Source organism: Pseudonocardia sp. TMWB2A, from assembly GCF_017312135.1.
The window spans coordinates 743,395-756,647 of record NZ_QKQY01000002.1; the positions used below are offsets into that span (position 1 = coordinate 743,395).

12 protein-coding genes are annotated in these 13,253 nt (G+C 74.3%); all 12 read right to left on the minus strand.

Features of this window, described 5'->3' with window-relative positions:
- Window positions 1-7 precede the first annotated feature (7 nt).
- Window positions 8-1,117 carry a zinc-dependent alcohol dehydrogenase gene (locus DMP17_RS17870; RefSeq protein ID WP_226355926.1) on the minus strand — a complete coding sequence of 370 codons (1,110 nt, stop codon included), beginning with the start codon at window positions 1,115-1,117 and terminating at the stop codon, window positions 8-10.
- The gene (locus tag DMP17_RS17875; protein WP_226365864.1) at window positions 1,114-1,980 is read right to left on the minus strand and encodes an SDR family NAD(P)-dependent oxidoreductase; all 867 of its coding nucleotides are present in this window, start codon (window positions 1,978-1,980) and stop codon (window positions 1,114-1,116) included. Before DMP17_RS17875 ends, DMP17_RS17870 begins: the two co-directional genes overlap by 4 nt.
- Complete coding sequence (locus DMP17_RS17880) at window positions 1,977-3,029, minus strand: hypothetical protein (protein WP_226355924.1); 1,053 nt, start codon at window positions 3,027-3,029, stop codon at window positions 1,977-1,979. The genes DMP17_RS17875 and DMP17_RS17880 overlap by 4 nt, the downstream gene beginning before the upstream one ends.
- On the minus strand, window positions 3,026-3,586 hold the full coding sequence (locus DMP17_RS17885) for a UGSC family (seleno)protein (RefSeq protein ID WP_226355923.1): 561 nt from the start codon (window positions 3,584-3,586) through the stop codon (window positions 3,026-3,028). Before DMP17_RS17885 ends, DMP17_RS17880 begins: the two co-directional genes overlap by 4 nt.
- Window positions 3,587-3,604: 18 nt before the next feature.
- Window positions 3,605-4,903, minus strand: a complete 1,299-nt coding sequence (locus tag DMP17_RS17890) for a phenylacetate--CoA ligase family protein (RefSeq protein WP_226355922.1) — start codon at window positions 4,901-4,903, stop codon at window positions 3,605-3,607.
- A 26-nt stretch (window positions 4,904-4,929) separates the two neighbouring features.
- Entirely contained in the window at window positions 4,930-6,054 is a 1,125-nt protein-coding gene (locus tag DMP17_RS17895; RefSeq protein ID WP_226356694.1) for an NDMA-dependent alcohol dehydrogenase, read from the minus strand.
- A 47-nt stretch (window positions 6,055-6,101) separates the two neighbouring features.
- On the minus strand, window positions 6,102-7,049 hold the full coding sequence (locus DMP17_RS17900; protein WP_337832695.1) for a TIGR03560 family F420-dependent LLM class oxidoreductase: 948 nt from the start codon (window positions 7,047-7,049) through the stop codon (window positions 6,102-6,104).
- Window position 7,050: 1 nt separating this feature from the next.
- Window positions 7,051-8,529, minus strand: a complete 1,479-nt coding sequence (locus DMP17_RS17905; RefSeq protein ID WP_226365866.1) for an aldehyde dehydrogenase family protein — start codon at window positions 8,527-8,529, stop codon at window positions 7,051-7,053.
- Between the two features lie 10 nt (window positions 8,530-8,539).
- The gene (locus tag DMP17_RS17910) at window positions 8,540-9,649 is read right to left on the minus strand and encodes an NDMA-dependent alcohol dehydrogenase (protein WP_337830136.1); all 1,110 of its coding nucleotides are present in this window, start codon (window positions 9,647-9,649) and stop codon (window positions 8,540-8,542) included.
- A 136-nt stretch (window positions 9,650-9,785) separates the two neighbouring features.
- Window positions 9,786-10,736, minus strand: a complete 951-nt coding sequence (trxB, locus tag DMP17_RS17915; RefSeq protein WP_226355919.1) for a thioredoxin-disulfide reductase — start codon at window positions 10,734-10,736, stop codon at window positions 9,786-9,788.
- Window positions 10,733-12,319, minus strand: coding sequence for an ABC transporter substrate-binding protein (locus tag DMP17_RS17920; RefSeq protein WP_337830137.1), 1,587 nt, complete (start codon window positions 12,317-12,319; stop codon window positions 10,733-10,735). The genes trxB and DMP17_RS17920 overlap by 4 nt, the downstream gene beginning before the upstream one ends.
- Window positions 12,316-13,242: an SDR family NAD(P)-dependent oxidoreductase gene (locus DMP17_RS17925; protein ID WP_226365869.1), complete on the minus strand. Its 927-nt coding sequence runs from the start codon at window positions 13,240-13,242 to the stop codon at window positions 12,316-12,318. Before DMP17_RS17925 ends, DMP17_RS17920 begins: the two co-directional genes overlap by 4 nt.
- Window positions 13,243-13,253 lie beyond the last annotated feature (11 nt).

Below are 13,253 nucleotides of genomic sequence, written 5' to 3' on the forward strand. Positions count from 1 at the left end.
CGACTCCTCAGCGCAGGTGGGGATGGACCGACACGTGCACCGCGCGCTCGCCGGGCTCGTCCCCGCCGAGGGTCCGCAGTGCCAGCGCGGTGTCGTCGAGCCCGAAAGTGTGGGTGTGCAGCTTCTCCAGCGGGAAGCGGCCGGACTCGATGATCGCGATGGCCTCGGCGTAGCCGCGGGCGTCGACGCCGAAGGCACCGCGCACGGTCAGCGCCCGGTTGATGATCAGGTCGGTGTTCAGCGGGTTCTCCCGGCCGCCCTTGAGCCCGGCGAGCACGACGGTGCCGCCGTGCTTCGCGGCGCGCAGCGCCTGGGTGAGCGGGGCGGCGGCCATCGGGGTCAGCTCCAGGACGACGTCGGCCCCGGCCCCGCCGGTCAGGTCGAGCACCGTCTCGACCGGGTCCTCGGCGCCCTCCCCGTCGACGACGACGGTGTGGTCGGCGCCGAACTCCCTGGCCAGCTCCAGCTTGTGCACGTCGGACTCCAGTCCGGTGACGACGATCGTCCCGGCCCCGGCCGCACGGGCGGCGATCACCGAGGCGATCCCGCGCTGGCCCGCACCCAGCACCAGCACGGTGTCGCCGAGCCCGACGCCGCCCAGGTGCACCGCCCACCGGACGCCGGCGCCGAGCGGGTTGAACATCACCGCCAGCTCGGCGGGCAGGTCCCGGTCGACCTTGTGCAGCACCGCGTTCGGGGCCAGGTAGAGGTGCTCGGCCATGCCGCCCCAGAGAGACGGCGCGACGTCGGTCCCGGTCACGCCGTGTGCGTTCCCGCGGTGGCGGCAGGACTGGTAGCGGCCGGTGAGGCAGTCGTGGCAGGCCCGGCACGGCACGATGACCTCGAGGGCGACCCGGTCACCCGGCTCGACGCCCCACCGGGCGGCCGCGCGCTCGCCGACCTCCTCGACGATCCCGAGCGGCTCGTGCCCGGGGATCACCGGCTTGCCCGAGCCCATCCGCATGTGGCCGCGGAACATCTCGACGTCGCTGCCGCAGATCCCGTTCGCCTCGACCCGCAGCAGCCCGTCGTCGGCACCGATCGCGGGGCGCGGGAACTCGCGCAGCTCGATCGTCCCGGGTGCGGTCTGGACGGCCGCGCGTACCTGGTCGCTCATGGTGTGTCTCCTGCGTGGTCGGCGGGTCGGGGCAGCGGGAACGGGCTGAGCCCGCCGCCGTCGAGGACGAGGGTCTGGGCGGTGACGTAGCCGGCGTCCTCGGCGGCGAGGTAGGCGACCGCCGCGGCGACGTCGTCGGGCCGTCCGGCCCGCCCGACCGCGATGGACCGCCCGCGGGCGGCGACCGCCGCGACGGCGGCCTCGTCGTCCAGCGTCGGATCGAGCACCGCCCGGCTGGTGGCGAGCAGGCCGGGACAGATCGCGTTGACCGTGATCCCCCACCCGGCGACGTCCATCGCGAGCGCGCGGGTCAGCCCGACCACCCCGGCCTTGGACGCCGAGTAGGCGGCCGAGCGCGGGGCCGCGGACAGCCCGGCCATCGAGGAGATGTTGACGATGCGGCCGTAGCGCTGCCCGCGCATCACCGGCACCGCCTCCCGGCACATCAGGAAGGTGCCGGTCAGGTTGGTGTGCAGCAGCTCCTGCCACACCTGCAGCGAGGTCTCGCCGATGTCGGCCCGGTCGGCGCCCTGTGGTGCGGCGGCGTTGTTGACCAGGACGTCGAGCCGGCCGAACTCCTCGACGGCGGTGCCGACCATGCGGGCGGCGTCCTCGGGCCGGCCGATGTCGCCGAGCACGGCGACGGCCCGGGCCCCGGTGCCGGTGAGCTCCGCGGTCAGCGTCGTGAGCCCGTCGTGCGTCCCGGTCCCGGTCTGCGCCGCCTGCCGGGCGTTGGGCACGCCGCCGGGCACCCGGTCGGTGACGACGACGGCGTACCCGGCCGCGGCGAGCCGGCGGGCGATCCCCTGTCCGGCGCCGTCCGGCTTGCCGCAGCCGGTGACCAGTGCGACCCGGGCGCTCACCGGGTCACCCCCGCCACCGGGACCGAGGTGCCCGACCAGTCGGAGAACAGCCGCACCACCATCGAGATGCCGGCGTTGCGGGCCCCGGCGACGGCCAGCAGCAGGTTCTCCCGGCCGGAGCCGGCGAGCAGCGGGTCGAAGCCGTCGCCGCGGGTGCCGTCGGCGAACCGGACCTGGCCGTCCAGGCCGTCCTTCCCGGCCCGGGCGAGGTCGGTGACGCTGCGGCCGCACCGCTGCGCCAGCCAGGCCCGCACCTCGGCACGGCCGAACCCGGCGGCGGCGAGCTGCTGGGCGTGCTCGGGACAGAACACGACCCCGGCGCTCGCGTGCCGGAAGATCCAGGCCCCGGTGCGGGAGAGCGTGTCGGCGACGTCGGCGAGCAGCTGCTCGGCCGAGCCGGTGTGCCGGTTGTCGACGTACTCGCAGGTCCGCAGCAGTGTCGCGGACACGGCGGACTCCCCCGGCGCGACGCCGGCCTCCACCGACAGCGGCTCCCAGGGGCTCTCCTCCTCGTTCTCGGCGATGCAGATCTGCCAGCGCCCGGGCAGCCCCTGGGTGGCCTGCTCCAGGGCGTGCGGGTGCACGCCGTAGACGTTGCGCACGATCAGCCCGATCGACCGGGCGACGGTGGCGTTCGGCCGGAACCCCGGCCCGAACACGCCGCCGGTGGAGTTGAACCCGAGCGCGTCGCGGACCGGGCCGTTGACCACGATCAGCGGTGCCGGGCCGCTGGTCGACTGCCAGCCCCCGCCGCCGGTGGCACGTTCCGCGGTCAGTGCGGCCCAGGCCGCGAGCACGACGGGGAAGTACTCCGGGCGGCAGCCCGCCATCACCGCGTTGATCGCGGCCAGCTCGACGGTGACCGCCCGGTCCAGCTGCGGCAGCCTGCCGATCTCGGTCTCCGGGGCCAGATCGGTGGTGGCGAGGAAGCGGTCGACCAGCGCGCGCGACGCGGGCACCACCGGCAGCCCGTCGGTCCAGCCCTGCTCGAAGCAGTGCTCGACCGCGGCGGCGGCGAGATCCGGGTCCGGGTCGGTCCCGGCGGTCACCGCTGCGCCCCGGTGAGCAGAGCGGCGACGTCGCCGGCGAGCCGCGCGGCACGGTCCCGGACCTGGTCCGGTTCGAGGATCGCGACCGGGTGCGGGGTGGTCAGGTAGCGGTAGCCGGTGGCGCCGCGCAGCGCGGCCATCGTGTCGGCGGTGGCGGCGAACGCGTCGCTGCAGATCACCGCGGCGGGCACCCCCGCCTGTTCGAACAGCACCCCGTCGGCGACGGCGGAGGCGCTGCACGATCCGCAGTCACCGACCCCGGTGACGACGACGTCGCAGCCGCGGGCGTACTCCTCGATCAGCTCGTCGGGCGCGGGGACGGCGAACTGCCGTTTCGTGCGGGCCACCGTGACCCCGGCGGCGCCGTGCTCGTCGACGAGCAGCCGGGCCAGTTCGCTGAGCAGCAGGTCGGCGTTCTTCTTGGTGTTCTCCAGGACCCCGATCCGGAGGCCGGTCAGGTCCGGGCGGCGCGGTGCGAGCAATGCCGCCCCGGGCTCCGGGGAGGGATCGGCGCCCCGGCCGGTCGGATCGAGTATGGGGTTGGGCTTCTCGGACACGTCTCGTCTCCTTCCCGCTCAGCCCGTGAGCCGGGTCAGCCGGGACTTCATCTCGGCGCGTTCCAGCGAGCCGGGCGGCACCAGCGTCACCGTGGCCCTGACCGACAGCCGGGTCCGGATCGCGGTCTCGATCTCCCGGCCGAGCTGCTCGGTGTCCCCGGCCGCGTCGCCCCACTCGGCCTCGACCCGCAGCGGCGGGTCGACCCGCGGGCCGTGCTCGGGCAGCACGATCTGCACGGCGCCGGTGGTGCGCGGGTGCAGCGCGACGACGAGGTCGCGCACCGCGGACGGGAAGACGTTGACGCCGAGCACGATCAGCATGTCGTCGGTCCGGCCGATGCAGCGGATCAGCGGGGCGTCGTCGGCCGCCCGGCCGGTGACGACCACCCGGTCCCGGGTGCGGAAGCGCACGAGCGGGCAGCACTCGCGGTCCACCGAGGTGTAGACGAGCTCGCCCTGGGCGCCGGGTTCGGCGCCCACCGGCTCGCCGGACTCCGGGTCGATCAGCTCGGCGACCACGTGCCGGCCGCCGGTGAAGCGCATCCCACCGCTGCCGGGCTGCTCGGCGAACAGCACCGGGGCCATGTCGGCGTTGCCGAGACCCTCGGTGACCGGGGCGCCCCACTCCTGCTCGACCTGCCTGCGGAACGCGGGTTCCCCGCCGCCGGGCTCGCCTCCGACGAAGATCTTCCGCAGCCCGAACTCGCGCGGGTCGCGGCCGGCCGCCCTCAGGTACTCGGCCAAGTAGCGGGCGTAGGACGGCGTCGAGTGCAGCGCCGTGACTCCGAGCGACTCCAGCGCCAGCACCGCCTTCTCCGACGCCCCGGTCCCGATCGGGACCATCGTGCTGCCGATGCGTTCCAGCGCGTCGCGGATCGGGAGGCCGCCGACGAACAGGGTGAGCCCGGCGCCGTGCAGGACGACGTCGTCGCGGGTGGCCCCCATGGTGCGGAACGCCCGTGCGACCAGCTCGGTCCAGGCGCCCGCGTCGCGCCGGGTCACCCCGACCCAGCTGGGGCGTCCGGTCGTGCCGGTGGAGGCGTGCACCCGCACGACCTCCGACATCGCGACGCCGGCGTGCCGGCCCAGCGGCGGCTGCGCGGCCTGGGAGTCGCGCAGCATCTGCTTGCCGGTGAAGGGGAACCGGGCCAGGTCGGCGAGCGAGCCGAACGCCGACGCGTCGATCCCGTGCTCGGCGAACAGGTCGGCGTAGAACGGTGAGCGGGCGGGCAGGCCCTCGAGCTGGGCCCGCAACAGGTCGGTGACGGCCTCGGCGTCGGCGGACGCGACGAACCCGGGCACGGGTGCAGGGGACACGGTGGCTCCTCGGATCGCGGCGGGCGTCAGACGTCGTGGACGATCACGCCGCGGATGGTGCGGCCGGCGGTCATGTCGGCGTAGCCCCGGTCGATCTCGTCCAGCCGGTACCGGCGGGTGATCAGCTCGTCGAGCTTGAGGTCGCCGGCCCGGTAGAGGCCGAGCAGGCGGGGGATGTCGTACAGCGGGTTGCAGCCGCCGAACAGAGCGCCACGGATCTGGCGCTGGTAGCTGATCATCATCCCGGCGTGCACGTCGACGGTGTTCTCGCCGAGCCGCCCGACCGCGGTCAGGGTGACCCTGCCGCCCTTGCCGACGACCGCGACGGCGTCGTTCACGATCTCCGGGGTGAGCACGCCCGGGGTGCAGATCGCGTGGTCGGCGAGCTGGCCCCAGGTGGTCTCGACGACGAACTCGTGCGCGCTCGCCGCGTCGGCGAAGGTGTGCGTCGCCCCGAACATCTCGGCGGACTCACGCTTGAACGTGACCGGATCGACGACGACCACGTTCTTCGCGCCGGCGTAGCGAGCGCCCTGCACGGCGTTCGAGCCGACCCCGCCCGCGCCGTAGATCACCACGGTCTCCCCCGCCCGGACGCCGGCGGCGTACACCGCGGAGCCCCAGCCGGTGGGGACGCCGCAGCCGACCAGCGCGCCGATCTCGAACGGGATGTCCTCGGGCAGCGGGACGCACGCCCACTCCGACACCACCGCGTACTGCGAGAACGTGCCGAGCGTGCAGAAGCCGCCGAAGTCCACGCGGTCGTCGCCGGTGCCCTCGTGGAACCGGAACGACCCGTCGAGGAACATCCCGGTGCCGGCGTTGAGGCCCTTCACGCACATGTTCTGGTGCCCGGTCGAGCAGGGACGGCAGGCACCGCAGGCGGGGATGTAGGAGCAGACGATCCGGTCGCCGGGGCGGACCCGGCGCACGTCCGGGCCGACCGACTCGACGATCCCGGCGCCCTCGTGGCCACCGACGACCGGGAACCGCACGGGCGCGTCGCCCGCGGTGATGTGGTCGTCGGAGTGGCAGAGGCCGGCGGCGTGGAACCGGACCCGCACCTCGTGCGCGCGAGGCGGTTCGAGCCGCAGGTCGGTCAGCTCCCAGCCGGTGTGCGGGCCGCGGGCCACCGCCGCCCGGGTGGTGATGACACCGGAGTCCGTGGTGGACGGTCCGGCCGTCGTCTCTGCTGTGCTCACTGCAGGGCCCCCTCCGGTCGCGCCGCGACGTGCGGCAGCACCTCCGCCCCGATCAGGGCGATGTGGTCGAGATCGGCGATGTCGTAGACGTGCAGGTAGACGGTGTCCGCGCCGGCCTGCGCCAGCCGTCCGATCCGGTCGGTGACCTGCTCCGGAGACCCGATGGCGGCGTTGTCGCGCATGAGGTCGGACCCGATGACCGCGCCGCGGCGGGCGACCTGCGCCGGGTCGGCGCCGCAGGCCACCGGCAGTACCGCGGAGCGGCGTGCGGTCGCCGGGTCCCGGCCAATCGCCTCGCACGCGCGGTCGAACACCGCGTAGCGCTCGGCCAGGTCGCCGCCGAGGGCACCGTTGAACTCGTCGGCGAAGCGGGCGGCGATCGCCGGGGTGCGCCGCGGACCGGTCCCGCCGACGATCACCGGTGGGTACGGGTCCTGTGCCGGCTGCGGCGGGGTGTGGTTGTCCGCGATCCGGTAGTGGCTGCCCTCGTGCGAGAACGACGTGCCGTCCCGGGCGGCCCGCCACAGGCCGGTGACGACCGTCAGCTGCTCCTCCAGCCGGTCGAACCGGTCGCGGGTCGGCGGGAACGGGATCCCGAACGCGGCGTGCTCGCGCTCGTACCAGCCGGTGCCCAGTCCCAGCTCGACCCGGCCGCCGCTCATCTCGTCGACGGAGGCGACGATCGTCGCGAGCAGGCCGGCCTCGCGGAACGTGGCGGCGCCGACCAGGGCGCCGAGCCGGACCCGGCGGGTCTCGCGGGCCAGCCCGCCGAGCGTCGTCCAGCAGTCGGTGGGGCGGTAGGTGCGGTCGTGCGGGTCGACGCCCATCAGATGGTCGGAGCGGAAGAACGCGTCGAACCCGGCAGCCTCGGTCGCCCGGGCCAGCGCGAGGATCTCGTCGTAGCGGGCGCCGTGGCGGGGTTCCATCAGCACCCGCATCCGCACGTCACCCACGGATCGACACCGTCTTCACCTGCGTGTGCTCCAGCACGGCGTCGGCGCCCATGGTGCGGCCGAAGCCGCTGCGCCGGTACCCGCCGAACGGCCCGCCGATCACCCCGGCTCCGAGGGCGGCGTTGACCGCGACCTGCCCGGCGGCCAGCCCGCGCGACATCCGAACGGCGCGGCCGACGTCGCGGGTCCAGACCGACGCGACCAGCCCGTAGTCGGTGCCGTTCGCGACGGCGAGGGCCTGCGCCTCGTCGTCCACCGCGAGCACCGACAGGACCGGGCCGAAGATCTCCTCGCGGGCGATCGTCATGCCGGGATCGACGTCGTCGAACAGCGTCGGTTCGACGAAGAACCCGCGGTCCAGGCCGTTCCCGGTCGGTGTGCCGCCGCCGGTGACCAGCCGGGCGCCCTCCTCACGTCCGGTGCGGACGTAGCCGAGCACCCGGTCCCGCTGCCGGGCGTTGATCAGCGGGCCCATCCGGGCGCGTTCGTGCCAGGGGCCGACGGTGACCGCCGCCATCTCGGCGGCGAGCCGTTCCACCACCTCGGCGCGGATCGACCGGTCCACCACGACCCGGGACCCGGCGGCGCAGATCTGTCCGGTGTTGAGCGTGATGCCCGCGACGATCGCCGGGATCGCCCGGTCCAGGTCGGCGTCGGGGAACACCACCTGCGGGGACTTGCCGCCCAGCTCCAGGTGCAGCGGGACCAGCCGGCGTGCGCAGGTCGCCATCACCGCGGACCCGGTCTCCGGGGAGCCGGTGAACCCGACCCGGGCGACGTCGGGGTGCGCGGGCAGCGCGGCGCCGGCCTCGTGGCCGTAGCCGGTGACGACGTTGACCACCCCCGGCGGGATCCCCGCCTCGCGGGCGAGCCGGGCCAGTGCGAGCGGGGTCAGCGGGGCGTCCTCGGCCGGTTTGACGACGACGGTGTTGCCCGCGGCGATCGCGGCGCCGGTGTCGTTGGCGAACATCGGGCCCGGGGCGTTCCACGGGATGATCGAGGCGACGACGCCGTAGGGCTCGCGCAGGGTGAGCCCCAGGACGTCCGGGGTGTGCGTGGGCAGCGAGAGCCCCTGCACCTTGTCGGCCTGCCCGGCCAGGAAGGTGAGCATCCGGGCCATCGGCGGCGGGCCCCAGTGCGGCCGCCCCACCTCGCGGGACTCCAGCCGGTCCAGCTCGTCGGCGTGCCGCTCGACCAGCTCGGCCCAGCGCAGCAGCAGCCGCCCGCGCTCGGTGGCACTGGTGTCGCGCCAGGCCGGGAACGCCTCCCGGGCGGCCGCGACGGCGGCGTCGACGTCGGCGGCGGTGCCGCGCGGCACCCGGCCGACGACCTCGCCGGTGGCGGGGTCGAGCACGTCGATCGTGCGGCCGTCGGCGGCGGGCACCCAGGCGTCGCCGATCAGGTGGGTGGCCCCGGCGGGCGGTGCGGTGCCGGTACCGGCGTCCGTGCCGGTTGTCGTGTCGGTCGTCATGGTCACCGCCTCAGTGCTCGTGGACGATCACGCCGCGGACGTTCCGGCCGTCCGCCATGTCCGCGTAGCCCTGGTTGACCTCCTCCAGGCGGTACCGCCTGGTGATCAGCTCGTCCAGCTTCAGATCGCCGGAGCGGTACAGGTCGAGCAGCCGGGGCACGTCGTGCAGCGGGTTGCAGGCGCCGAAGATCGCGCCCTGCACCCGGCGCTGGTAGCCGATCAGCATCCCGGACGGCGCCCGGACCGAGCCGTTGCCGACCGCGGTGACGGTGACCTGGCCGGACTTCCCGATGATCGCCAGCGCGCGGCCGATCACCTCGTCGTGCAGCACGCCGACGGTGATGATCGCGTGGTCGGCGAGCTCGCCCCAGGTGGTCTCGACGACGAACCGATGGGCCTCCTCGGCGTCGGCGAAGGTGTGGGTGGCACCGAACACCTTCGCCATGTCCCGCTTGAACGGCACCGGGTCGACGACCACCACGGTGCGGGCACCGGCGAGCCGGGCCCCCTGCACCGCGTTCGCGCCGACCCCGCCGCAGCCGTAGACGACGACCGTCTGCCCGGCACGGACCCCGGCGGCGTGCACCGCCGAGCCCCAGCCGGTCGGGACGCCGCAGCCGACCAGGGAGGCGACGTCGAACGGGATGTCGTCGGCGATCGGGATGCAGGAGAACTCGGAGACCACCGCGTACTGGGAGAACGTGCCGAGCACGCAGAGTCCGCCGAGGTCCTCGCCGTCGAGGTGGAACCGGAACGTCCCGTCCGGGAACTCACCGGTGGCGGCGTTCTTCCCGGCGTCGCACAGGTTCTGCCGGCCGGTGGAGCAGTACCGGCAGTAGCCGCAGGCCGGGATGAAGGAGCACACGACGTGGTCCCCGACCTGCACCCGGGTGACACCGGGACCGACCGCCTCGACCACCCCGGCACCCTCGTGCCCGCCGACGACGGGCATCCGCATCCGGGCGTCGCCCTTCTGGATGTGGTCGTCGGAGTGGCAGAGCCCCGCCGCGTGGAACCGGATGCGGACCTCGTTGGCGCGCGGGTCGTCCAGCTCGACGTCGGTGGTCTCCCACGGCGTCCCCGGTTCGCGGCAGATCGCGGCTCGGGTCGTCATACCCATGTCGGCTCCTCTGTATGGGAACGGATACGGCCGCCTCGGCGGAGGTCCGGGGTCCGGCCCGGAAGGGAATGTGGGCCAGGTCACCGGCTCGTGACCTCACGATGCCGCCCTCCCGGCGGGTGCCGGGAGGGCGCTTTCACGTCGTGGAAGGACGGTCCACGCGAGCCCCGGCCAGCCAACGCTCGGCGTCGATCGCCGCGGCGCAGCCCGACCCGGCGGCGGTGACCGCCTGCCGGTAGTGCCGGTCCACCAGGTCGCCGCAGGCGAAGACCCCGTCGACGGCGGTCCGGGTGGTCCCGTCGAGCGTGCGGACGTAGCCGTCGGGGTCCAGGTCGAGCCGGTCGGCGACCAGCCCGCTGCGCGGGTCGTGGCCGATCGCGACGAACACCCCGGCGACGTCCAGCCCGGACTCGGAGCCGTCCCGGACGTCGCGCAGGCGCAGCCCGCCGACCGCGCCGTCGCCGGTCACCGCGACGACCTCGCGACGGGTCGCCCAGCGGATCGCCGGGTTCGCCCGTGCCCGCTCCAGCATGATCCGCGACGCCCGGAAGGTGTCCCGGCGGTGCACGACCGTGACGCTGCGGGCGAACCGGGTGAGGAACTGCGCCTCCTCCATCGCGGAGTCCCCGCCACCGACGACGGCGACGTCCCGGTCCCGGAAGAAGAACCCGTCGCAGGTCGCGCAGGACGAGACCCCGCGTCCGAGCAGCTCCTGCTCCCCCGGCACGCCGAGGTAGCGCGGCGCGGCGCCCATCGCGAGCACCACCGCACGGGCCCGGTGCACCTCCCCGTCGGTCACGATCTCCGTGACCGGGCCGTCCAGCCGGATCTCCCCGACGTCGCGGGGCCGCAGGTCGGCGCCGAACCGCTCGGCCTGCGCCCGCATCCGTCCCATCAGGCCGGGCCCGTCGACGCCGTCGGGGAAGCCGGGGTAGTTCTCCACGTCGGTGGTGGTCATCAGGGCGCCGCCGTGGCTGGAACCCTCGAACACCAGCGGGGCCAGCCGGGCCCGGGCGGCGTAGACCGCCGCGGTGTACCCGGCCGGGCCGGACCCGACGACGACGAGATCGTGTACCGGGTCGTTCACGGCGACGCCGGCTGGTCGCTGAGCCACACGTCGGCGAGCCGGCGGCCCTGGTGGATCGGCACCGGGAACAGGTCCTGGGTCCGCGAGGAGAAGATCGTGTAGTCGAACTTCTGGATCGGGAACAGGCCCTGCACGATCTCGGTCTCCATCCGCCTCTGCATGGCGCGGTGCAGCTCGCGCCGCTCGGCGTCGTCGGTGGTGGTCCGGGTCCGGGCGTAGCCCTCGACCAGCTCCCGGTCGTCGACGAGCGCGTAGTTCTCGATGTAGCCCGGCATGAAGTCGCGCCAGGTCTGGTCGGGCAGGTGCACGGTCCGGAGTGCCTTCGTCATGGCGAACTCGTGGGTGCGCCGGCGTTCGATCCCGGTCCCGGGGTCGACGGTCTCGATCGTGACGTCGATCCCGACCTCGGCCAGGTCGGCCTGCATCCACTGGGCCTCGCGGACGTCCTCGTCGTCGACCCGCTGGACGAGCAGCGTGGTCGCGAAGCCGTCCGGGAGGCCCGCCTCGGCGAGGAGCCGGCGGGCCTGCTCGGGGTCGAACGGGCGGATCTCGCGTACCTCGTCCTCGGACAGCGCGGCGTCGGAGATGTCGGGACGCAGGATGGAGGTGAGGTTGAACGAGCCGCGGATGGTCTCCCCCATCCCCTCCCAGTCGATCGCGAGGGACACCGCGCGGCGCACCCGCGCGTCGTCGAACGGCTCCACGCGCGGGTTGAGGTAGAAGCTCACCGGCGCGCCCGGTGTCTCGACCACGGTGTGGTCGCCGTCGCGGAACTCGTCGGCCACGGTGACGTCGCTGGTGGTGCCGACGTCGAGGCGGCCGCTCCGCAGGGCCGCGGTGGTCGCCGCCGTGTCGTTGATGACCGGTCGCCGGACCTCGTCGAGGTACGGACGGTCGGGGACGTGGTAGTCGGGATTGCGCCGGAGCACCCACTCGACGTCCGGGGTGTGCTCGGCGAGCAGGAACGGCCCGGTGCCGATCGCCACCGTGTCCAGGTCGTAGCGCCCCTCGATCCCTTCCCGGGGAACGATCAGGAAGGTGTGGTAGGCCACGTACTCCAGCAGCGGGGCGAAGGGCCGGTCCAGGGTCAGGACGACGGTGTGCTCGTCCGGCGCCTGCACGGTCCGCACCGCCTCGAGCATGTAGGCCTGCAGGCCGCGCTCCTTCATCGCGGTGATCGTCGCGACGACGTCGTCGGCGACGAAGGGCCGGCCGTTCACCGGCTCGACGTCGTGCCAGGTGACGTCCCGGCGCAGGCGGAAGGTGTAGGTCAGACCGTCCTCGGAGACCTCCCACGACTCGGCCAGGTCGCCCTCCAGCTCCATCTCCGTGACGTCGGGTCCGGTGCGCCAGTCGAGCAGCTTCCCGTAGACCGAGCCGGAGATCAGCCCGGTGGCGCTCGGGTCGGAGCTCTCGAGCGGGTTCAGGTCGGTGGACACCTCGGCCGGCAGCTGCCACACCAGCGAGCCGCCGGGACGCGGGTCCCCGACCGGCTCGTCGCTGCCGCCACCGCCACCGGCCCCGCACGACGACAGCACGAGCGCTGCGGCCAGCAGCAGCGCCGCGGCGCGACCCCGTCTCACACCGTCTCCCGGTCGAGCTCGCCGGTCACGTCCAGCCCGACCAGCGGCACCGGGCCGGCGAGGTCGGCGGCCGCCGCCGGGACGTAGGCGAAGTTCTTCGCCCGGGCCCCGCCGTCGACGACGAAGTCCTGGCCGGTGATCAGCCGGGCCTGGTCGGAGCACATCCAGGCGACGCAGTGCCCGATGTCGGTCGGGGTGCCGGTGGTGCCCATCGGCACCATGGGCACCCGGTCGCCGCTCCAGCGGGCGGGCCGCCGCCACGGCTCGTCGCCGGTGCCGCCGCCGATCCCGTTCCGCGGCCGGTCCATGACCGACTTCCCGTCCGGTCCGGTCAGCGCCGGGTTGTCCGGGGTCGGCGCGGTCGGGGTGAAGGAGTTGACCCGGATCCCGTAGGGGGCGAGGTCCATCGCCGCGGCCCGCACGAAGTTGTTCACCCCGCCCTTGTGGAAGGCGTAGGCGATCACCCCGGCCGAGCCGGACCAGCCGTTCGACGACGAGACCAGCACGATCGAGCCACGGGTGCCGCGCTCGGCCATGTGCCGTCCGACCGCCCGGGTGTTGAGGAAGCTGCCCAGACCGGCGACCCGCACGGCGCGGTCGAAGAACTCGGCGCTCTCGTCGAGCACCCCCTTGCCGCCGAGCAGGGCGGCGTTGTTGACCAGGATGTCGATCCCGCCCAGCTCGCCGACGACCCGTTCGACGTAGCCCGCCACCTGGTCCTCGTCGGTGACGTCACCGGGGACCGCGATGGCCCGGCCACCGTTGCGCTCGATCCGCTCGACGGCGGCGGCCGCCGCGTCCGGGTCGATGTCGTTGCAGGCCACGGTCGCGCCGTAGCGCGCGAGCGCCAGGCCGATCCCGCCGCCGATGTTCGGACCGGCTCCGGTGACCAGGGCCACCTTCCCGGCGAGTGAAATGTCCACTGTGCACGCTC

Bases quoted from the DNA above. Each gene is read 5' to 3' on its own strand.
- DMP17_RS17870 (WP_226355926.1), bottom strand. From the start codon at position 1,117: ATGAGCGACCAGGTACGCGCGGCCGTCCAGACCGCACCCGGGACGATC.
- DMP17_RS17905 (WP_226365866.1), bottom strand. From the start codon at position 8,529: ATGACGACCGACACGACAACCGGCACGGACGCCGGTACCGGCACCGCA.
- DMP17_RS17910 (WP_337830136.1), bottom strand. From the start codon at position 9,649: ATGGGTATGACGACCCGAGCCGCGATCTGCCGCGAACCGGGGACGCCG.